The sequence below is a fragment of the Streptomyces sp. NPDC055013 genome, assembly GCF_053608645.1.
Map to the genome: position 1 here is coordinate 187479 of NZ_JBSGVW010000006.1, position 21297 is coordinate 208775.

Consider the following 21297-nt stretch of genomic DNA (forward strand, 5'->3'; position numbering starts at 1 on the left):
GTCAGTCCACCTCCGCCACCGCCTGAGCGAACTGCGCCTTGTACAGCCGCGCATACGCCCCGTCGGCCGCCGACAGCTCCCCGTGCGCGCCCTGTTCCACGATCGAACCGTTCTCCATCACGAGGATCGTGTCCGCGTCCCGGATGGTCGACAACCGGTGTGCGATCACGAACGACGTGCGCCCGTGCGCCAGCTTCGCCATGGCCTTCTGGATCAGGACTTCCGTACGGGTGTCGACAGACGACGTCGCCTCGTCGAGGACCAGGATCACCGGATCCGACAGGAACGCCCGGGCGATGGTGATCAGCTGCTTCTCACCGGCGCTGACCCCGCTGCCCTCGTCGTCGATCACCGTGTCGTACCCGTCGGGCAGCGTACGGATGAACCGATCGGCGTGGGCGGCCCGAGCCGCCTCCTCGATCTCGCCCCGGGTGACCTCCCGAGCGGCGCCGTACGCGATGTTCTCCGCGATCGTGCCGCCGAACAGCCACGTGTCCTGCAGCACCATCCCGATCCCGGCCCGCAGTTCGTCCCGGGACATCCGGGCGATGTCGACCCCGTCGAGGGTGATGCGCCCGGACGAGACGTCGTAGAAACGCATCAGCAGGTTCACCAGGGTCGTCTTGCCGGCACCCGTGGGCCCGACGATCGCGACCGTGTGCCCGGGCTCCACCGCCAGCGACAGGTCCTCGATCAGCGGCTTCTCCGGGTCGTACCGGAAGGACACGCCCTCCAGCGCCACCCGCCCCCGCAGCTCCTCCGGCCGCACACCCGGCACGGGATCCGCGTCCTGCTCCTCGGCGTCCAGCAGCTCGAAGACCCGCTCCGCCGACGCGACACCCGACTGCACGAGGTTCGCCATCGAGGCGACCTGCGTCAGCGGCATCGAGAACTGCCGTGAGTACTGGATGAAGGCCTGCACGTCACCGATGGACAGCGAGCCGGACGCCACCCGCAGACCGCCGACCACCGCGACCAGGACGTAGTTGATGTTCGACACGAACAGCATCAGCGGCTGCATGACCCCGCTGTTGAACTGCGCCTTGAACCCGGCCTCGTACAGCGCCTCGTTCTGCTCGGCGAACTGCTGTGCCGACTCCTCCTGCCGCCCGAACACCTTCACCAGGGTGTGCCCGGTGTACATCTCCTCGACGTGCGCGTTGAGCTTGCCGGTCGTGCGCCACTGCTGCACGAAGTGCGGCTGCGACCGCTTGCCGACGCGCGTGGCGACCACGAACGACAGCGGTACGGTCACCAGCGCGACCAGCGCCAGCAGCCAGGACACCCAGAACATCATCGCCAGCACACCGATGATGGTGAGCACGGAGTTGATCAGCTGGCCCATCGACTGCTGGAGGGTCTGCCCGATGTTGTCGATGTCGTTGGTCGCCCGGGACAGCACCTCACCGCGCCGGCTCTTGTCGAAGTACGACAGCGGGAGCCGCGACAGCTTCGTCTGGACGTCCTCACGCATCCGGTACATCGTCCGGTTCACGGCCCGGTTCACCAGCCGCGTCGCCACCGCCATCAGCAGACCGGCGACGAGGAACACCGCGAGCGCGAAGAGCAGTACGTTCCCCACCGCGCCGAAGTCGATGCCCTGGCCGGGCGTGAAGTCGGTGCTGCGCAGCATGTCGGCGATCTGGTTGTCGCCGCGCTCCCGCATGGCCGCGAGGACCTGCTCCTTGCTCATCCCGGACTCGAACTGCCGCCCGACGATGCCCGCGAAGACCAGGTCCGTGGCGGCACCGAGGATCTTCGGCCCGGCGACCGACAGGCCCACGCTCACGACCACGCAGACCAGCAGCGCGTAGATGGTGACCCGTTCGGGCTTGAACTGCGCGACCAGTCGCCTGCCCGAGACCTTGAAGTCCAGCGAGCGCTGATCGGGGCCGCCGCCGGCCATCATCCGCCCCATCGGCCCGGCCATCAGGCAGCCTCCGCTTCCGTCAGCTGGGAGAGCACGATCTCCCGGTAGGTCTCGTTGTCCGCCATCAGCTCGTGGTGCCGGCCCGTGCCGACGACCTGCCCCTCGTCGAGCACGACGATCCGGTCCGCGTCCCGGATGGTCGCCACCCGCTGGGCGACGATGACGACGGTCGCCTCGGCGGTCTCGCGCCCGAGCGCCGCACGCAGCGCGGCGTCGGTGGCGTAGTCGAGGGCGGAGAAGGAGTCGTCGAAGAGATAGATCTCCGGACGCTGGACCAGCGTCCGCGCGATCGCCAGCCGCTGCCGCTGACCACCGGAGACATTGGTCCCGCCCTGCGAGATCGGCGCGTTCAGGCCGCCCTCCAGCCGCTCGACGAACTCCTTGGCCTGCGCCACCTCGAGCGCCTGCCACAGCTCCTCGTCCGTCGCGTCCGGATTGCCGTAGCGCAGGTTGGTCGCCACCGTCCCGGCGAACAGATACGGCTTCTGCGGCACCAGCCCGACGGTCCTGGCGAGCACCTGGGGATCGATGGCCGCCACGTCCTCCCCGTCCACGAGCACCCGCCCGTCGGTCGCGTCGAACAGCCGCGGGACGAGCCCCAGCAGGGTCGACTTCCCGCTGCCCGTCGAGCCGATGACGGCGGTCGTCTCGCCCGGCAGCGCGACCAGGTCGATCGACTTCAGCACCGGCTCCTCGGCACCCGGGTAGCGGAACCCGGCACCCCGGATCTCCAGATGACCGTGCCGGCGCAGCTCCCGCACCGGCGCGACCGGCGGCACCACACTCGAGGACGTGTCCAGGACCTCCTGGACGCGCTCGGCACAGACCTCCGCGCGCGGCACCATCATGAACATGAAGGTGGCCATCATCACGGACATCACGATCTGCATGAGATAGGCGAGGAACGCCGTCAGGTCACCGATCTGCATCCCGCCGCTGTCGATGCGATGGGCGCCGAACCACACCACCGCGATCGAGGACAGGTTCACCACCGTCATGACGATCGGGAACATCAGCGCGAGCAGCTTGCCCGTCCCCGTCGCCATGTCGGTGAGCTCGACGTTGGCCTTGCGGAAGCGGTGCTGCTCGTACTCGTCGCGCACGAAGGCGCGGATCACACGGTTGCCGGTGATCTGCTCGCGCAGCACCCGGTTCACCGTGTCGAGGCGCACCTGCATGGCCCGGAACAGCGGCCGCAGCCGGCGAACGATCAAGGTCACGCTGATGCCGAGGACCGGCACCACGGCCACCAGCACCGCGGACAGCGGCACATCCAGGCCGAGGGCGAGCACGATGCCGCCCACGCACATGATCGGCGCCGACACCATCAGCGTGAACGTCATCAGTGCCAGCATCTGCACCTGCTGGACGTCATTGGTCGTACGGGTGATCAGCGAGGGCGCGCCAAAGTGGCCCACCTCGCGTGCCGAGAACGACTGCACCCGGTCGAAGACGGCGGCCCGCACATCCCTGCCGAGCGCCGCCGCGGTGCGGGCGCCGTAGTACACGGCACCGATGTTGCACACCACCTGCGCCAGCGAGATGCCGATCATCAGGGCGCCGTAGGACAGGATGTAGCCGGTGTCGCCGGTGACGACGCCCTTGTCGATGATGTCCGCGTTCAGCGTGGGCAGGTAGAGCGTGGCGCAGGTCTGCAGGAACTGCAGCAGCACCAGCCAGGCGATGGGTTTTCTGTAGGGCCTGAGGTAGGTCCGCAGAAGTCGTATGAGCACGCTGCTTCTCTCGGAGTCGACGACGGGGCGATTGGTTGCCCCTGGCCCCTATCGTCGAACACTCCGGCCGCGTTACCCCAACCGATTAATCCGTCAGAGCCGCTTCATACGGCCTTCCGGGTGCGAACTCCTACCGGTCTCTTACGTTCCACCGGGCCGCGGGCCCCGGCACTACGGCCGGAACGCCCCGGGATGCGTCTGCTCCCGCACCGACACGAACTGCTGCCGCACCGCCTGCCCCACCGCCAGCTCCTCACCCGGCTCCAGGACCTGCGCGGATGCGCCCTGCCAGACCGGCGGGGTCCGCGGGTCGAGCGTGCCCTGCGACACGCCCAGCGCCCAGGCGGCCTGCCGGGCCGCGCCGATCGCCGCGTAGTCCGCGGGCTGCGGTACGACGACCTGCGCACCGAAGAGCATGGGCGCCGCCGCCTGCACCGCCGACAGCTCGGCCGCCGCACCCAGCAGGAAGATCCGCCGCACCTCGACACCCCGGCCGCGCAGCACGTCCAGCGCGTCCGCGAGCCCGCACAGCATGCCCTCGAACGCGGCCCGCGCCAGATGCTCCGGCTTCATCGACTCCCGCCGCAGCCCCGCCAGCATGCCCGCCGTGTGCGGCAGATGCGGCGTCCGCTCACCCTCCAGATAGGGCAGCAGCACGAGGCCGTGCGAACCCGGCGTCGACTTCATCGCCAGGTCGGACAGACCCTCCAGATCGGCCACGCCGAGGAGTTCGGCGGCGCCACGCAGGGTGCGTACGGCGTTGAGGGTGGTGACGACCGGGAGGTGCATGCCCGTGGCGTCGGCCAGCGAGGTGATCATCCCGCTGCTGTCGACGAGCGCCTCGGGGTGCACCGCCATCACGGACCCGGAGGCGCCGAGCGACACCACCGCGTCGCCGAGCCCGATGCCGAGCCCGAAGGCGGCGGCCATGGTCTCGCCGGTCCCCGCCGAGATCAGCAGCCCCTCCGGCGTCGTACCGGCCGCTTCGGCGGGCCCGATCACCTCGGGCAGCATCGCCTGGTGGCCGAGCGCCAGCTCGACGAGATCGCTGCGGTAGGCGCCGGTCGCCGCCGACCAGTACCCGGTGCCGGAGGCGCCGCCGCGGTCCGTGGTCCTTCTCACAGGCCGGCCGAGCAGCTGCCACACCAGCCAGTCGTGCGCCTGCATGAGAACGGCGGCGCGTGCGGCGTTCTCCGGCTCGGTCTTGGCGAGCCAGCGCAGCTTCGTCACCGGCTGAGCGGCCTGCGGCACACACCCCACGGCCTGCGCCCACGCCTCGCGTCCGCCGAGCGCGTCGATCAGATCGGCCGCCGCGACCTGCGCCCGCTTGTCGCCGCCGACCATCGCGGGGCGCACGGTGTTGCCCTGCGCGTCGAGCGGCACCACCGCGTTCTGCTGCGCCGACACGCCGATGGCCTGCACACCTTCGAGCAGCCCGCCGCCCGCCGCCTCACCGAGGGAGAGCAGCCAGGCCTGCGGATCCACGTCGGAGGGGCGCGCGGTTCCGTCCGGCGACTCCACCGGGTGCGGGGCATACCCCTGCCTGAGCACGGCGCCTGTGTCCGCGTCGCAGACGACGATGCGAGTGAAATCGGGCGAACTGTCCAACCCGGCGACTATCCCCATGGCCCAAATTGTGCCGTAGCGCTGCGCTGGCTTGGGCCGTGGGCGTCGTAGGGGGTGCGTGCAGGATTTCGGGTGCGGGTTGTGTGGGGCTGGTCGGGCCACGCGGCGGAGCCGCACATCGATTCAGCCCCGCGCCCCTGGCGGCGTCGCAGGGACCGGCGCCCAAGAGGTACAGATACCCCAAGCATCCGACAGGTCCCGTTACGTGTTGCTGGTGCCCCAGTCGTCCTCTGCGCCTCCGTTGTGGGCGCTGCGTTCGCGCAGGGAGCGGACTCGTTGGGCGACGGACTCGGGGACTCGGTCGCCCACCTTGTCGCTCACCGTGTGGTAGGCCTTGCCGGCGAAGACGCGGCCCTGTTGTGCCGCCGTCTCCGCGGTGTTGCGGACGGCGGGGTTCTGCGCGACCTGGCGCGCGGACTTCTTGAGCTGCTCGTAGCGCTCGCGTCCGGCGCGTGTGCCGAGGACGTAACCGACGGCGAGTCCGATGACGAACGTGAGTCGGTAGCGCATGGCGGCCACCCTTCCCTTGCGTAGGTCCCTGGTGCGTCGGCGCCGGGGGGAACCGATTGGCGGAGCACCCCCCTGCTTGCGCTAATGTATGTGTCGCAGCGAGCGCACGCCCCCTGGCGAATACCCAGGTAGGTGCGTTCGATGCAAACGAGGCATTCCTCCGTAGCTCAATTGGCAGAGCAGCCGGCTGTTAACCGGCAGGTTACTGGTTCGAGTCCAGTCGGGGGAGCTCGGTCCTCCGTAGCTCAATTGGCAGAGCAGCCGGCTGTTAACCGGCAGGTTACTGGTTCGAGTCCAGTCGGGGGAGCATGCTGAAGAGGACCCCGATGGGGTCCTTTTTCATGTGTGATCACCTGTCGTGGGAACCGTGCAGGTCGTGGGGGAGTCCTTGAGGGCAGGCGAAGTCGACCATACGAAGCAGGAGATCGTATGAGCGGCTATGCTGCGGCAGACGGCGCGCACACTTGTACGCGACACGCCGCTATGGGGCGGTAGCTCAGCCGGTTAGAGCAGCGGACTCATAATCCGTCGGCCGTGGGTTCGAGTCCCACCCGCCCCACCACGCACCATCCGTGCAGAAACGATGCGACCAGCCCGTTGCCGGGAGTTCACTCGCAGACGATCTCGTCACGCGGCTTGTAGTGGGTGCGGAACGGCTCTCGTTTCAGCTCTCGGCCGTCGGCGACGAACACCCGTTGCACGGTGACGTCGAATCCCTCCAACGGAGTCTGCGGCACGCACTGTTTGTCGGTGCTGACCTTCTTCGCCGGCTCCTCCACGTTGGTGCGCGGTCCCGTGATCGAGCCGATCTCGTCGTACTTCCTGGTGCCGAGGAAGGTGATGGTGACGGACGTGTCGGTGGACTCGGCCTGGATGTAGATGGCGTTGCCGGAGTCGTTGTTGAACTTGAGGTCGAGGCTGCCCCAGGCGACCGTCGCCTCGCGGCCCTCCGGGTAGCGCTCGATGTAGAACGAGTGGGCGCCGTACTCCACGGGGTCGACCCCCGCGAAGAACATCGCGTTGAACATGGTCGTCGCCACGGCGGAGACGCCGCCGCCGGGGGCCTTGTGGAACTCGTCGTTGAGGATCATGACGCCGTCGACGAAGCCGTTGGCCTCGGTGCGCTCGCCGACGGTGCGGTTGAAGCTCCAGGTCTTGTTCGGCATGACGAGGGAGCCGTTGATGAGTTCCACCGCGCGGCCGATGTTCCGCGATCGGTACGGCGCCGGCTCGAAGTTGACGGTGAAGGACGACATCCGCTCGCGCAGCCCGAGTCGTTCGACGTTGTCGCGGGTCACCTGGGGCTCGTTCACGTGCGTGGCGATCTCGCCGCTGCGGGCGGCGCCCGTCCGCCTGAGCAGCGGCATGACGGCCTTGCTCAGCGCCTTGTCGGTGATCACGTGGCCGGCCCGGCCGTCCTCGGCCACCGCGACCCTGTTGCCGACGAGGCGCAGATCGGCGTTCCGGGCGGTGCTGGGCAGTACGGACAGCGGACGGTCCACCTCGGGGTCGGCGCGCAGGCCCTTGGCGTCCAGCCTCGGGGTGAGCCGGCCGCCGTCGTCCGGGCGCATCGTCAGGTACTCGCCGAGGACGGGCTGCTCGATCGTGAAGCGCTGGCCGGCCGCGACGAGGGTGACCGGCGCCGACATCGCCGGGCGCGCGAACTCGCGTACGGCTCGCTGCATCTCCCGGTTGGTGACCTTGGGCTTCGTCTCGCGGGTGGGCAGGGTGGTGACGGCGTCGGCCTTGCCGTTCCGGAAGGCCGTGCGCAGGGGGTCGACCGCGGCGTCCTTGTCCAGCGCGTGGCCGCTGTGCGGGGCGATCTCGTGGACCTCGCCGTCCGTGAAGGTGACGGCGCCGTCGCGGACCTTCTGGTCCAGGGACTTCGCCAGCTTTCCGAGGGCGGCGTGGGCCTTGTCCTCGTCGACGTCCACAGCTGGCTCGACGGGGCCGCCCGAGCGGAAGAGGCCGCCGATCACAGTGAACGGATCGGCGTCGTGGGTGCGCGCCGCCCGGTCGACGGTCCCCCCGAAGTCGAGGGTGATGCCGGCCTGCCGTGGATCGACCGTGCCCTTGCGGTCACCGACCGTCACGGCCAGCTCCCGCGAGCCGGTCGGGCCCAGTCGCTGCTCCAGCTTCTCGATGGCTGCCGCACGGCTCAGGCCCCCGATGTCCACACCGCGCACCGTCGTCCCGGCATCTATGTCGCCGCCCGCGAGCAGCAGCCCGGCGAGATACAGCCCACCGACACCCAGGGCCAGGGCGCCGCCGGCCAGGGCAAGGGGCGGAATGGCGGCGATGCGGGGTGGTGAGGCGTTCGGAGGTTCGGAGGGGGCGCGCAGGCGCATGGGTCTCCCGGGCGGACGATCGACAGGACGGCGACGCGTCGGATGACGCGCCGCTGTGCGCGAGGCAAACGCATCCAGCTAGCCACAATCGGGCGAAAACGTATATGTCCCAGGCCACGTATGTTTCGGATCACGCGCCGTGTCTCACCGACGGGCCATACGGACGCCGCCGACTGGGCGCCCTCGGGGGCGGCTGAACGCGTCGGGCGTGGTCGTGTGCCCGGTGCCGCTCGGGCGGAGGGTGTGCGGGATCACACAGGGGTCGGGCCGTGCCGGTGGTTCATGCGTTGCGCCGGGACGTGCGGGGTGGGCCGGGCAGGTCGGTCCGGGGTGGTGCCCAGGGTCCTGGTCCGGCGTGGGCTGCTCCGGCTTTGGCTCCGCGGACGCGGTCGACGGCGGTCTTCGTCGCCCGCGGCGGGCGCGTGGTCGGGTGGCGGTGCCGCTGGGCGGAGGGCGGAGGGCGTACGCCCGGGGCCGGTCGTTTGGGCGCTACCGGGCTCGACGGGTCCCGCACGCGCATCTGCCGCGTTGTCGACGCTCCGCGTCCCCGCCCTCCTCGGCCCTGCAACCGCACCCGCCGGAGCCCGCTCGGGTCGGCCGAAAGGCGCCGCACCCCCCAGCCGAGCTGCCCCGAACGACAGGTTGACCTAGCCCTCCGCCTTCACGGCGAGGACCGGACAGTCCACCCCCAGCAGGATCTGCTGGGCCGCCGAGCCCATGATCAGCTTGCCGACCGCGCTGCGGCGGCGGAGGCCGATCACGACCAGGGACGCGTCCATCGTCTCCGCCATGTCGATGATCTCCGCGGCGGCGTCGCGGGCGCCGAGGACCTGGCGGATGTCGAAGTCGACGCCCAGTGCCGCGAGGTCCTCGCGCACGTGCGAGAGGTCGGGTTCCTGGGCGAAGCGCGGGTCCACGTACGCGTCGCCCCGGGTCGTGTTCACCACCAGCAGCTTCTCACCGCGCCGCCGGGCCTCGTCGATCCCCGCGCGCAAGGCCGCCTCACCCTCGGGGGAGGGGACGTAGCCGACCAGGATGGTCATCTCGGTCTCCAGCTGTCTCGGATGTCTCGGGTCTGGGTGTCTGGATGTGTCACGCGGCGCTGCCCCGCGTGCGCAGGGGGCGTACCACGAACCTGCCTATCAGCGGCCACGCCAGGATCAGCACGATCGCCGTGTAGACCGTGTACGACACCGGGCCGCCCAGCAGCCCCGACGACTCGCCGCCGGAGAGCTGGAGGGAGCGGCGGCCCTGCAACTCCGCGCGCGGTCCCAGGATCACGCCCACGATCAGCGGCAGGACCGGCAGTCCGAAGCGGCGCATCGCGAAGCCCAGGAGGCCCAGGGTGAGGAGGATGAACAGGTCCAGGGGCTGGGCGTTGACCGCGTACGCGCCCATCGAGGCGAAGAAGAGGATGCCCGCGTACAGGTACGGCCTCGGGATCTGCAGCAGCTTCGCCCAGGCCGGGGCCAGCGGGAGGTTCAGGAGCAGAAGCAGCAGGTTGCCGATGAACAGGCTCGCGATCAGGACCCAGACCAGGCTCGCCTCGCGCTCGAAGAGCAGGGGGCCGGGCTGGATGCCGTACGACTGGAAGGCGGCCAGCATCACGGCCGCCGTGGCGTTGGTCGGGAGGCCGATCGCCAGCATGGGGACCAGGGTGCCCGCCGCCGACGCGTTGTTCGCGGCCTCCGGGCCGGCCACGCCCTCGATCGCGCCCTTGCCGAACTCCTCGGGGTGCTTGGTGAGCCGCTTCTCCGTGGCGTACGACAGGAAGGTCGGGATCTCGGCGCCGCCGGCCGGCAGTGCGCCGAACGGGAAGCCGTACGCCGTGCCGCGCAGCCACGGCTTCCACGAGCGCTTCCAGTCGTCCCGGCCCATCCACGGGCGGCCGACCGGGATCACCTCGGTCGGTTTGCGGCGCAGGTGTGCGGCCACCCACAGGGCCTCGCCGACCGCGAAGATGCCGACCGCGACCACGACGACGTCGATGCCGTCGGCCAACTGCGGTATGCCGAGCGTGAGTCGTTGCTGGCCGGAGACCGAGTCGATGCCGACCAGGCCGATCGTCAGGCCCAAAAGGAGAGAGATGAAGCCTCGGATGCGGGACGAGCCCAGCACCGACGTCACCGCTATGAACGCCAGCAGCATCAGCGCGAAGTAGTCGGGCGCGCCGAGGCTGACCGCGAAGTCGACCACGAACGGGGTGATCAGGACCAGCAGCAGGGTGCCGATCGTGCCCGCCACGAAGGAGCCGATCGCCGCCGTGGCGAGGGCCTGGGCGGCGCGCCCCGCCTTCGCCATCCTGTTGCCCTCGATGGCGGTGACCACGGACGACGACTCGCCGGGGGTGTTGAGGAGGATCGAGGTCGTCGAGCCGCCGTACATGCCGCCGTAGAAGATGCCGGCGAACATGATGAACGCCTGCACCGGCTCCATGCCGTAGGTGACCGGCAGGAGCAGGGCCACCGTCATCGCCGGGCCGATGCCCGGCAGGACGCCGACCGCGGTGCCGATGATCACGCCGACCAGGGCGAGCAGCAGGTTCAGCGGGGCCATGACGTCCGCGAAGCCCTGCATGAGGTTGTTCAGGTTGTCCATCGCGGCCTCACAGGATTCCTTGCAGGACACCGGCGGGGAGGTTCACGCCGAGGCCGATCGCGAACGCGTAGAAGGTCGTGAGGGAGAGCGTCACCGCTATCAGCAGGTTGCGGACGTAGTGGCGGTTGCCGAGGGCGAACGCCGTGCCCCAGAAGAGCAGGGCGCCGCTGATCACCCAGCCGAGCCGCTCGATGAGCAGCGCGTTCGCGACGAACACCGCGACCAGCAGGAGTACGGTGCGCCAGTCGCTGCCGCCCGACAGGTCGACGTCCTCGCCGGCTTCCGGCTCACCGCGGCCGCCCCGGGCCACGTCGACGGCGTACAGCACGGCGAGCAGCACGAGCAGCGCGCCCAGGATCAGCGGGACCGCGCGCGGGCCGACCGGGTCGGTGCCGCTGGTGATGTGCGGGATGCCGAGGGCGTCCACGATCACCGCGGTGCCCAGCAGGGCGAGGAACGCGCACACGCCGTACTGTGCGCGGTCCCCGCCCTCCCGGGGCGGAGGGGAGTCCTCCACGGTCCGTTCGTCCTTCAGCTCGGAGCTCATGCCAGCCCGAGCTCTGCCAGCAGGTCGGCGACCGCCTTGTCCTGCTCGGTGAGGAAGGTGCCGAACTCGTCACCGGTGGCGAAGGCGTCGACCCAGCCGTTCTTCTCCAGCTGTGCCTTCCACTCCTCGGAGTCGTGCATCTTGGTCATCGCGTCGACCCAGGTCTGCTTCTGCTCGTCGGTGATGCCCGGAGGGGCGACGATGCCACGCCAGTTGGTGAAGACCAGGTCGATTCCGGAGTCCTTGAGGGTGGGGGCGTCCTTGAGCGCGTCGATCGGCTTCTCGCTGGTCACCGCGAGGACCCGCACCTGCCCGGCCTCGATCTGGTCGAGGAACTCACCGAAACCGCTGGCCCCGAACGCGATCTTGTTGCCGAGGATGGCCGGAAGCAGCTCGCCGCCGCCGTCGTACGAGATGTAGTTGACGTCCTTCGGCTTGATGCCGACGGCCTTCGCCAGCTGCATCGGCAGGAGGTGGTCGGGGCCACCCGGCGACGAACCGCCGCCCACGGCGAGCTTCTTGGGGTCCTTCTTCCAGGCGGTGACGAGGTCGTCCATCGTCTTGTACGGGGAGTCCTTCGGCACGACGATCGCGCCGGCCTCCTCGATCAGCCTGGCGACCGGGGTGGTGTCGGTCAGCGTCGCCTTCGACTTGGAGGTGTACGAGGCTCCGACGACGCCGAGGCCCATCTGCATGGCCATCTTGCCGTTGCCCTTCTCGTTCACCAGGCGCTGCAGGCCCACGGTGCCGCTGGCGCCGGGCAGGTTGAACACCTGGATGCCGGAGGCGACCTTGGTGTCCTGCATGACCTGGGAGACGGTGCGGGCGGTGAGGTCGTAACCGCTGCCCGGGGTGTTGGGGACCATGAGCCTCAGGCCGGTCACCGGCTTGCCGGACCCGCTTCCGCTTCCGGACTCCTCCTTGTCGGCGGTGGCGCCGCAGGCGCTGACCGCGACCATCGACACGGCGGCCAGTGCTCCGACAAGTGCGGCTCGTCGAGTTCTCATGGCTCATCTCTTTCGCTCGGCCCGTTCCGGCGCCATGATTGTGCGGTTCCTGAGACACCCCGTCTCGGTTGTGTGACCATTGAAGGTTGAGTTCATAGTGGTCATAACGTCACGGTCACCGTCCCGAAAACAGCGGCGTCAGACTCTCGCCGGCGAGCTGCTCGTATGGCAGCTCGCCATCGTCGTGATCGTGCTGGCCGCCGTGGCCGCGGTGTCGCTGGCGCAGTCGAAGGCGACGTTCGACCGGGTCGAGGGGCGCCGGGTGACCGCGCTCGCCGAGGAGATGGCGGGCAACCCCCTCGTGCGCACCCAGCTCGTGCGGCCCGCCCCGGCCGAGATGCTCGCCCCCCTCCTGCAGTCCACGCTGACCAGGTCCGGCGTCACCTCCGCCGCGGTCGCCGACGCCGACGGCGAGATCGTCGCCGCCACCGACCCCACGCTGGTCGGCACGCGGATGCCGTCGGACGGCCCGCGGATCGCCGGGGGCCGCGGCTGGTCCGGCGAGCTGCCGGTGAACGGCGTCACCCAGCTGGTCGCGCAGGCGCCGGTGCTCGGCGCGGACCTGGACAACGCCGGGGACCACCTCGGCACGGTGATGATCGGGCGGGCGTCGCCGTCGGTCTGGCAGCGGCTGGTGGGCGCCTCGTCGTATCTGCTGGTCTACCTCGGCGTCGCCAGCGTGCTCGGGGTGGCCGGCTCCTGGCTGCTGACCCGGCGGATCAAACGGCAGACCTTCGGCATGGAGCCGCGCGAGATCGCCGGGCTCGCCGAACACCGGGAGGCGATGCTGTTCGGGATCGCCGAGGGCGTGGTGGCGCTCGACCCGCAGCAGCGGCTCACGCTGGTCAACTCGGTCGGCCGCAGACTCCTGGACCTGCCCGAGGCCTGCGTCGGGATGAGCCTGGCCGACCTCGGGATCGAGGGGCGGCTGTACGACGTCCTGGCCGGGACCGCGCCGGAGGGGGAGAGCGCCGATCCCGCGCGGCGCGACGAGGTGGTCGTACGCCGGGGCCGCGTGCTGGTGATGAACCGGATGGACGTCACCAAGGACGGGCGCCGCCTGGGCTCGGTGACAACCCTGCGAGACCGCACCGAACTGGCCCAGCTGGAACGGGAGTTGGGCTCCTTTCGCAGTACCACCGAGCTGCTGCGCGCCCAGGCCCACGAGTTCTCCAACCAGCTGCACACCATCTCCGGGCTCATCCAGATCGGCGAGCACGATGAGGTCGTACGGTACGTCCGGGCCCTGCGCAAACACCGTGAGTCGCTCGACCTGAACCTCACCAGCCGGGTCCGCGACCGGGCCGTCGCCGCGCTGCTCATGGCCAAGTCGGCGCTCGCCGCGGAGCGCAAGGTGCGGTTGAAGATCTCCGAGCGCACGGCACTGGACCGGCTGGAGCCGACGGACTCCGCGGACGTGGCGACCGTACTCGGCAACCTCGTCGACAACGCGGTCGACGCCGCCGCGAGCGGCTCCCGGGCGGGGGACGACGACCACGAGGCCTGGGTCGAGGTGGAACTGCGCCAGGACGCCTCCAGCGTGGAGATCGTCGTACGGGACTCGGGGCCGGGCGTGGCTCCGGAGCTCGCGCAGGAGGTGTTCTCGCACGGGTTCACCACCAAGGCCGCGCAGGGCGGCGACCGGGGGATCGGCCTGGCGCTCACCCGGCTGGTGTGCAAACGCCGGGGCGGCGAGGTGTCGGTGACCAACACTCAGGCAGGCGCCATGTTCACCGCCCGGATGTCCGTCGGCCGCCCGGCCGAACGAGTGACGGAGGCAGTCCGATGATCGACGTACGGGACGCACGGCACGTACTGGACGTGCTGATCGTGGAGGACGACTTCATGGTGGCGCGGATCCACCGCGGATTCGTCAACGACGTCGACGGGTTCCGGGTGATCGGCACGGCGAACTGCGGGGAGCAGGCACTCACCGCGGTGGCCGAGCTGCAGCCCGACCTCGTCCTGCTCGACCTCTACCTCCCCGACATGTTCGGGCTGGAGATCATCCCGCGGCTGCGGAGCGCCGGGCACGACTGCGACGTCATGGTGATCAGCGCGGCACGCGAGTCCGAGGCGGTCCGGGACGCCGTACGCCAGGGCGTCGTCGACTATCTGCTCAAGCCGTTCGACGCCGAGGACCTGAGGGCGCGGCTCGAGCAGTACGCCGCGCGACGGAGCAACCTGTACGCGGCCGTGGTCAGCGGGCAGTCCGACGTCGACCGGGCGCTGGCACGGGGCGCGGCGCCGACCGCCGCGGCCACCCTGCCGAAGGGCATGAGCGTGGAGACCGCCGAACTGATCGAACGCGAGCTGCGCACGGCCGACGGCAGCCTCTCCGCCGCCGAGTGCGCGGCCCGCCTCGGGGTCTCACGGGTCAGCGCCCGACGCTACCTGGAGCACTTCAGCGTCACGGGGCAGGCCGAGGTGTCCCTGCGGTATGGGCATGCGGGGCGGCCGGAGCGGCGGTACAGCTGGCTGGACGGTTAGGGCCTCTCCCACGCCAGGCTGCCGTCCTGATCGACCGGGCCGGCCAGCTGGACGATGTCGTCGGAGGCGAGGTCGCGCAGCCTGGTCGCCAGGTCCTGCAGAGCGCGGCTCGCGGCGAGCTCGTCGCCGATCTCGGGGACGGACCGGTCGACCGGGTTGCGGTGGGCGGTGCCCCGGCCGGTGACGGCCTGTCTGTCCTCGGGCGTGCCCTGCGTGGTCAATACGGCTTCGGCGCGGGTGTCGTCGCCGTCCTCGGTGATGTGGATCCGGACGGTCCAGTGCTTGTCTTCCATCGAGATCACTTCCGTACGGGTTGGGGACCCCCACTGACGAGGGTGCGCCCGTTTTGCCGGGCCGGGCCGGCGCAGGTCGCCGAGTTCCCCCAGGGGTGCCCTCCTCCCGTGGAAGTAGCCCGGCGCGCACCCGCTCCTGCCGCGGAGGCATGACAAGTGCCTCCGTGGGCACGATGTGCCGAAAGGTTGCGGAGAGAAGGCTGGTCGCAACGGACCCCGGATACGAGGAGGGCGCCATGAACCGCCAGACCCACGTTCGCGTTCGTGTCACCCGCCGGCCTGCCGCTCCCCGTGACACGAGGGGCGAGATCGACCGGCGCACTCCTTCGGGGCGGATCCTGCCGTACTGACTCAGGTGACCGGGTCGAGCTCCAGAGGCTCGACCTTGCCCTCCAGCATGGTGCCGAGGCCCTGTACGGCGCAGACGTCCGGCCGCTCGGCGATGTGGACCGGCATGTTCGTGGCCTGCCGCAGCATCTCGTCGAACCCGGGCAGCAGCGCACTGCCGCCGACCATCATGATCCCGCGGTCGGCGAGGTCGGCGACCAGGTCCGGCGGGCAGTCCCGCAGCACCTTGCCGATGCTGTCGAGGACGGCGGTGAGGGGGGTCTGGATGGCGTCCCGTACGGCGGCGGTGTCGACCTGGACGGAGCGGGCGAGGCCGGTGCAGACGTCCCGGCCGTGGATCTCGGTGGAGGTCGGGCCCTGAGGGGTGAGCCCGTTGCCGGACAGGGCGAGCTGCAGGGGCCGTACGTTCTGGCTGGGCAGCATCAGCTCGTGCTGGTGGCGCAGGTGCTGCACGATCGCGTGGTCCACGGCCTCGCCGCCGACGCGGATGCGTTCCGCGGTGACGATGTTGCCGAGCGAGAGCACGGCGACCTCGGTCGCGGCGGCCCCGCACACCATGATCATGCTGGCCTCGGGCTGCTCCACGGGCAGACCGCACCCGACCGCGGCGGCGATGAGGGTGTCGACGAGCTCGACGCGCCGGGCCCCGAGTCCGACCAGGGTCTCTATCGCGGCGCGCTGGGCGAGCGGGTCGGGGTCGTGCGGCGTGCACACGGCGGCGCGCAGGAAGGGCTTGCGGCGCAGGGCGCGCCGCATCTTGTCGCCGAGGAGGTGCCGCAGCATGCGCTGCGCCATCTCGATGTCGACGACGGTGCCGCCGGAGACGGGCCGTACGACGCGGATGTAGTCCGGGGTGCGGCCGGTCATCTTCTCCGCGAGCTCGCCGACCGCGATGAGGGCGCCGGTGCGGGTGTTGACGGCGGCGGCGGAGGGCTGGTCGACGACGAGTCCGGCGCCCTTCACATAGACGCGGGTCCTGGCAGCCCCCAGGTCGACGGCGAAATGGCAGCGGCGCAGCTGCTCCAGTGTGGCGGTCATGGGGGTCCTCCCGAGAGCGCAGACCGTGGGTCCGCCGGGTTGGGTGGCGGGCCTCCGTGACATCGATCGTGCGGGTGGCGGGGAGGGGGGCGCCTTCTGGAGGGGGCCGGGTGGGGTGCGGCTGAATGGGGGGTTTTGCATCTGATGGAGGGTCAGGTCGGTGTGTCGGGTCACAGGGAGCGGGTGGCGTCGAGTATGGGCCGCAAAGAGTCGACGATCACGTCGCAGCCGGCCTTGCGCAGGCGGCGGTCGGCGGCGGGGGAGTCGGCGTAGCCGATGACGGGGAGGTCCAGTTGCCGGGCGGCGGTGACCTCGGCGGCCGTGGAGGAGATCACCAGGCCCCTGGCTGAGCGGCCGAAATGGTTCAGCGCGAGGCGGAGGCACTCCGGATGGGGCATCAGCAGCGGACCGCGTCCGTAAGCCGCCGTCAGGGGCACACTCCGGAAGTCCACTTGGCGCTGGACGGCCTGCTCGCAGAAGTCCGTGACAACGGCCACCTGGCGACCTGAGTTGTGCAGACTGCGGACGAGGTCGGCGGCCTGCGGGGTCGGGCGGGTGCTGGACACGGCCCGCAGTTCGAGTTCGTCGAGGCGGTCACGCAGGACGGGCGCGAAGCTGCTGTCCGCGAAGGCACGCAGAACGTCCAGGGGGTGTACGAACTCCTCCTGGAGCGGGACGGGACCACTGCTGTCACCCATGAGCGGACGGCCGGCCAGCGCGTCCTCCGGGTCGCGGTGATCGACGACGAGGGAGAGCAGGTCGAGAGCGGCGCTGCGGGCGGCCTGCGTGGAGAACGGCCTGGCCAGGGGGCCTTCGAAGCCGAGGAGCACGTATTCGGCGGGGAGCAGGAGGTCGGTCAGGGGCGGGGGTGTGGCGAACGACCGCGGCGGTGCGGCAGGCGTCGGCCGTTCCTCGGCTGTCAGCCGCACCGAGCATGTCGCGGAGAGCCCCGGCACCGGCCACGACCTGCGCAGCCCGGTCTCCACGGCCTGCTGCGCGGCGCCCGCCCGGCGCAGCGGAAAGCGACGGGTGATGCGCGACGCCTCGCGGAGGAAGTGGTCGAGCAGGCCGTTCGCCACGTGCGTGACCTCGCTGCGGACGAAGGCGGCCGGGGAGGCCACATGCCAGGAGATCTCGACCGCCGCGGCGAAGGTACCGCCGGAACTCGGGAGGGCGACATGGTGGGTTGCCCGGTGGGTGGTGAGGTCGACCTCGTAGTAGGTCACGTTGCGGGGGCGGCGTACGCCCCAGGGGCGGGCAGGGTCCAGGACGGTGAGGGGCCCGTCGGGCTGGGTGTGGACGATGGCCATGCGGCCGGGGTCCGAGGACAGCAGGGCCAGGTCGGGGGCGGTGAAGGGGCCGCGTACCAGGTCGCGGGGCGCGGACTCCTGCTCGGCTGCCCGCAGGGACAAGGGGCAGTACCAGGCGATGGGCGGGGACCCTGCGGTGCTGCGATGCAGTGGCAGGAACGCCGAAGTGCTGGAGAGCTCGGCGCGCAGCTCCGGAGAGACGACGACCGTGATGTCCGCGGTGATGGACTCCAGGGCGGCCCGCACGTCGACGGGGATGGCCGACTCGTCGTTGCCCGCGATCCACGGCGTGTGCCAGAACGTCACCCGGAACCTCGGTGGGTCGGTCAACTCGGCGAGCGCGACCGGAAGCTGGAGCAGCGCAGCGCTCACGACCGGCAGGACGGCGGCGTCGGGCTCGGCGAGGACGACGTAGCCGTTGTCGCGGGCCAGCACTTCGTACTGGTCCTGCGGCAGTGCGGCGGACAGCATGCGGTCCGTGGCTCGGCCGAGGACGCGGTGGGCCTCCGGATGCTCGCTCAGACCCTCGGCCTCGAGGACGATCGTCGGGCGTGGGGCGGCACGCAGTTCGTGGTACAGCTCCCGCAGGTCCGGTTCGATGGGTTCGCCGTACTGCCGTTGCCGGTACTCCTCGTACGACTCGTACGCCTCGATCGCCTCCGCGATGCGCCCCGACCGTTTCAGCGCCACGATGTGCAGCCGACGGAAGTCCTCGCGGTCCGGGTGGTCCCGGACGAGGGCGGTGAGATCGGTTGCCGCCCATCCGAAGAGGCCCATTTCCAGGTTGATTTCGGCGCGGGTGGCGTACAGGCTGAGGCGCAGGCCGCGCAGTCGGGCGCGGGCTGCCTTGGCGGCGGGGCCGGGAATGCCGAGCAGCGGATCGCCGTAGAACAGGCTCAAGGCATCCTGAATCAGGGAGCGTTGGGCATCCAGGGCCATGTCGTCGGTGCGGTCGGCGATCAGCTCCTCGACGTGCTGTACGTCGATGTAGTCGCCCGGCAGATGGAGCGCGTAGCCGTCGGGGAGTTCGGCGAGGGTGCCGGGGCCGAGGCATTGGCGCAGGCCCGAGGCCATCCCGCGAAGGCGGCGTACCGCCTCCGTGGCCGGCGGAGGCTGCTCCCACAGTCCCTCGGTCAGTGTGTCGAGGCCGACGCGGCGACCGTGCTGGAAGAGGAGCATGCACAGCAGGGCCTGGGCCTCCGGGGACGGGAGGGTGAGGAAGCGGCCGGCGCGTCGGATGTTCAGCGGGCCGAGCATGGTGACGCGCAGCCGATCCGCCTCCATCTCACCCGTCGCCCATGCGAAGGCGGTCGAGGTCGGCAGCCGTCGTACGGTGTCGGCCAGGTCATCGCCCCGCGTCAGTTCCGCCATCGTCCGCTGGAAGCGCAGGCTGACCGGGCTGTGCGAGGCCAGGTCCCTGAGCAGCGACCGGAACAAGAGGAAGTCCGACGTCGGGTCGTGTGCCTCCGCCTGCTCCCCCAGCGCGAACCTGCTGATCACCGCTGATCCGTCCGGCCGCAGCAGCAGGCCGTCCCAGCCCTCCTGCCCGCGCACCAGGCCGCGCTCGTGCAGGGCCTCCAGCGCGGGCACGACATCCACGACCAACTGGGCGAACACCCGGAAGGAGACCCCCGGCCCGCTGCCCAGCTGCAGTTCGGCCAGGGTGACGCCGTCCGTGAACTCGGCGACCAGATAGGGCGTTTCGCCCTCGACGCCGTAGTCGAGTACGCGGACGACGTTCGGATGCCGCAGCTCAGCCAGTGCCCGTGCCTCCCGCAGGAACCGTTCCTGCGGGGCGTCCTGGGGCGGATAGCGGTGCACGACCACGGGCACGTCGGTCCACGCGTCGACGGCCGCCCACATGCGCCGGCTCGGCCCCCGCCGCCTCAGCAGCCGATAACGCCCGGCGAAGAGGCCCGCCGTCGCACCGTCGCCGAGCCGCCGTACCGTCTCCGCACTGACCGTCGCGAACGCCGGCCCCGACCCACCGTCTCCGTCCGCCCCCCGTCCCCGCCTGACCTCCGCCCGGAACTCACCCGCCGCGACCCCCGCCCGCTCGTCGATCAGCCCGCCCACCCGGGCCAGGAACTCCCGCGTGCGCGTCCGAGCCGTGCGTGGCAATGACCGCAGCAGCAACTCCCGTACGCCCGGACGGAACGCGTACGACCCCGGTGGCCCGCCGGTCGCCGTCAGCATGCCGCTCAGGATGATCTCGGCCAGGTGCTGGGGGCGGGGACTGCGGTCCAGGGCGCGTTGGACGAGGCGCATCACCGGCAGGGAGGGGTCGGCCAGGGCGAGATGACCCGCGATGCGGAACGCCTCCGGGGACGCGGTCGCCCGGAAGCGCAGCACCAGGTCCTGCGCCGGCAACGACGCGACGTCGGGGGCCGGTTCGGCGGGCGGCACGGGCGCGGGTGGCAGCCAGGCGAGGGAGCCGGGTGCGTGGCCGCCGCCCGGCGCGGCGATCAGGGCGGCCCAGTTGGCGAGCCAGGCCGGTGCCGGTTCCAGGACGGGGAGGGGGACGGCCCGGTCGTCCGCGTCGTGCGGGTCGTACGGCGTGAAGGCGAGCGCGGCGGACGGTGCCGCCGAGGCCGGCGTGGTGAGCAGGCCGGGGGCAGCGGGCAGGGCCGTGGTGTGCCAGAGGTGTTCGGGCAGTGGCTGGACGACGGCCAGGGGCATGCGGGACGCCCAGCGGCGCAGGGTGCGGTACCAGCGGTCGCCCGCCGGGCCGGGGCGCCATTGCGGGCCCATGCAGTCGCTGACGATCAGGGTGACGGTGCGGCCGTCGGCGAGCGCGGGGACGTGCGGCGCGCGGCCGTCGGGGCCGGCGCGGTGCACGGTGACCGTGCGGAAGATGCCCGACTGGGCGAGCGCGGTGTGCAGTTCGCGCACGAGGGGACGCCAGACGGGCATCGTCGGGCCCGCGTCGTGGACCAGATTGAGGCGCAGCCAGCGGTCGGGGGCCGGGCGCAGGACCGGCAGCCAGACGTCCGGGTGCGCGCCCAGCCGTGCGATCCGGTCGGCGGTGGCGTGCTCGTCGAGGAGTCGGGCACGGGGCGCGGGCACCTGGCGCTTGAGGGGACGTAGGGCGCGTTGCAGGGCGAGGGGGTGGGGCAGCATCGGGGGCGCGGGGGCGAGGAACGGGGTGCCGCCGCGCGGGCGCTGCGGGTCGGGGTGCGGGGACTCCGGGAGATGGAGGGGGATGCGGTCGTCGCGGGGTGGGGTGGGGGGCCGGGGGTGTTCGGGGGGTGGTGGGGCGGGGTGTGGTGGTAAGGCGGTGGGGGTGCGGGGCGTATCGGCGGGCGCCGTGGGGTGGGTACGGCTGTCGGGCGCCGCCGCCCGACCGGGACCGCCGCCCTTCTCTGCGGTCAACTGCTGGGCGAACCACAGCAGTTCGGCGATCTCACGGGACGTGGGTCCGGCCTCCGGGGAGGCGTCCGCATGCGCGCCGGCGGCCAGGACGGCGGCCAGCCGGGCAATGGCAGGCAACTCCCGCCCGTCAGAGTCCCTCCCGTCCGG

14 protein-coding genes and 3 tRNA genes are annotated in these 21297 nt (G+C 71.1%); 5 read left to right on the plus strand and 12 right to left on the minus strand.

Features of this window, described 5'->3' with window-relative positions:
- Position 1: 1 nt before the first annotated feature.
- The 4 genes from ACWGDB_RS10580 to ACWGDB_RS10595 form a co-directional block, all read right to left on the minus strand.
- The gene (locus ACWGDB_RS10580) at positions 2–1930 is read right to left on the minus strand and encodes an ABC transporter ATP-binding protein (protein WP_453822089.1); all 1929 of its coding nucleotides are present in this window, start codon (positions 1928–1930) and stop codon (positions 2–4) included.
- Complete coding sequence (locus ACWGDB_RS10585; RefSeq protein ID WP_453822090.1) at positions 1930–3663, minus strand: ABC transporter ATP-binding protein; 1734 nt, start codon at positions 3661–3663, stop codon at positions 1930–1932. The genes ACWGDB_RS10580 and ACWGDB_RS10585 overlap by 1 nt, the downstream gene beginning before the upstream one ends.
- Before the next feature lie 171 nt (positions 3664–3834).
- The gene (locus ACWGDB_RS10590; RefSeq protein WP_453822091.1) at positions 3835–5289 is read right to left on the minus strand and encodes a xylulokinase; all 1455 of its coding nucleotides are present in this window, start codon (positions 5287–5289) and stop codon (positions 3835–3837) included.
- Between the two features lie 201 nt (positions 5290–5490).
- Entirely contained in the window at positions 5491–5799 is a 309-nt protein-coding gene (locus ACWGDB_RS10595) for a YtxH domain-containing protein (RefSeq protein ID WP_328881859.1), read from the minus strand.
- 156 nt (positions 5800–5955) lie between these two features.
- Here ACWGDB_RS10595 and ACWGDB_RS10600 point away from each other — a divergent pair.
- The 3 genes from ACWGDB_RS10600 (at position 5956) to ACWGDB_RS10610 (ending at position 6361) form a co-directional block, all read left to right on the plus strand.
- A tRNA-Asn gene (locus tag ACWGDB_RS10600) sits at positions 5956–6028 on the plus strand.
- 5 nt (positions 6029–6033) lie between these two features.
- Positions 6034–6106: transfer RNA gene (locus ACWGDB_RS10605), tRNA-Asn, on the plus strand.
- A 178-nt stretch (positions 6107–6284) separates the two neighbouring features.
- Positions 6285–6361 (plus strand) — tRNA-Ile (locus ACWGDB_RS10610).
- 46 nt (positions 6362–6407) lie between these two features.
- On the opposite strand, the gene ACWGDB_RS10615 is transcribed toward ACWGDB_RS10610, so the two are convergent.
- The 5 genes from ACWGDB_RS10615 to ACWGDB_RS10635 all read right to left on the minus strand — a co-directional run bounded on the left by ACWGDB_RS10615 (position 6408) and on the right by ACWGDB_RS10635 (position 12251).
- Complete coding sequence (locus ACWGDB_RS10615) at positions 6408–8147, minus strand: VanW family protein (protein WP_453822092.1); 1740 nt, start codon at positions 8145–8147, stop codon at positions 6408–6410.
- A 647-nt stretch (positions 8148–8794) separates the two neighbouring features.
- Positions 8795–9190 carry a universal stress protein gene (locus tag ACWGDB_RS10620; protein ID WP_362382568.1) on the minus strand — a complete coding sequence of 132 codons (396 nt, stop codon included), beginning with the start codon at positions 9188–9190 and terminating at the stop codon, positions 8795–8797.
- 49 nt (positions 9191–9239) lie between these two features.
- The gene (locus ACWGDB_RS10625) at positions 9240–10745 is read right to left on the minus strand and encodes a tripartite tricarboxylate transporter permease (protein ID WP_453822093.1); all 1506 of its coding nucleotides are present in this window, start codon (positions 10743–10745) and stop codon (positions 9240–9242) included.
- Between the two features lie 7 nt (positions 10746–10752).
- Positions 10753–11292, minus strand: a complete 540-nt coding sequence (locus ACWGDB_RS10630) for a tripartite tricarboxylate transporter TctB family protein (RefSeq protein ID WP_453822094.1) — start codon at positions 11290–11292, stop codon at positions 10753–10755.
- Entirely contained in the window at positions 11289–12251 is a 963-nt protein-coding gene (locus ACWGDB_RS10635; RefSeq protein ID WP_453822178.1) for a Bug family tripartite tricarboxylate transporter substrate binding protein, read from the minus strand. Before ACWGDB_RS10635 ends, ACWGDB_RS10630 begins: the two co-directional genes overlap by 4 nt.
- A 145-nt stretch (positions 12252–12396) precedes the next feature.
- On the opposite strand from ACWGDB_RS10635, the gene ACWGDB_RS10640 reads away from it, so the two are divergent.
- Both ACWGDB_RS10640 and ACWGDB_RS10645 read left to right on the plus strand, forming a co-directional pair.
- On the plus strand, positions 12397–14088 hold the full coding sequence (locus tag ACWGDB_RS10640; RefSeq protein WP_453822095.1) for an ATP-binding protein: 1692 nt from the start codon (positions 12397–12399) through the stop codon (positions 14086–14088).
- On the plus strand, positions 14085–14789 hold the full coding sequence (locus ACWGDB_RS10645) for a response regulator (protein ID WP_383595538.1): 705 nt from the start codon (positions 14085–14087) through the stop codon (positions 14787–14789). The genes ACWGDB_RS10640 and ACWGDB_RS10645 overlap by 4 nt, the downstream gene beginning before the upstream one ends.
- Here ACWGDB_RS10645 and ACWGDB_RS10650 read toward each other — a convergent pair.
- From ACWGDB_RS10650 to ACWGDB_RS10660, 3 genes are all read right to left on the minus strand, one after another.
- Positions 14786–15082, minus strand: a complete 297-nt coding sequence (locus ACWGDB_RS10650; protein ID WP_453822096.1) for a DUF1876 domain-containing protein — start codon at positions 15080–15082, stop codon at positions 14786–14788. The genes ACWGDB_RS10645 and ACWGDB_RS10650 overlap by 4 nt on opposite strands.
- A 351-nt stretch (positions 15083–15433) precedes the next feature.
- Positions 15434–16468 carry a rod shape-determining protein MreB gene (gene mreB, locus ACWGDB_RS10655; protein WP_453822097.1) on the minus strand — a complete coding sequence of 345 codons (1035 nt, stop codon included), beginning with the start codon at positions 16466–16468 and terminating at the stop codon, positions 15434–15436.
- A gap of 170 nt (positions 16469–16638) precedes the next feature.
- Complete coding sequence (locus tag ACWGDB_RS10660) at positions 16639–21267, minus strand: SAV_2336 N-terminal domain-related protein (protein ID WP_453822098.1); 4629 nt, start codon at positions 21265–21267, stop codon at positions 16639–16641.
- Positions 21268–21297: the final 30 nt, after the last annotated feature.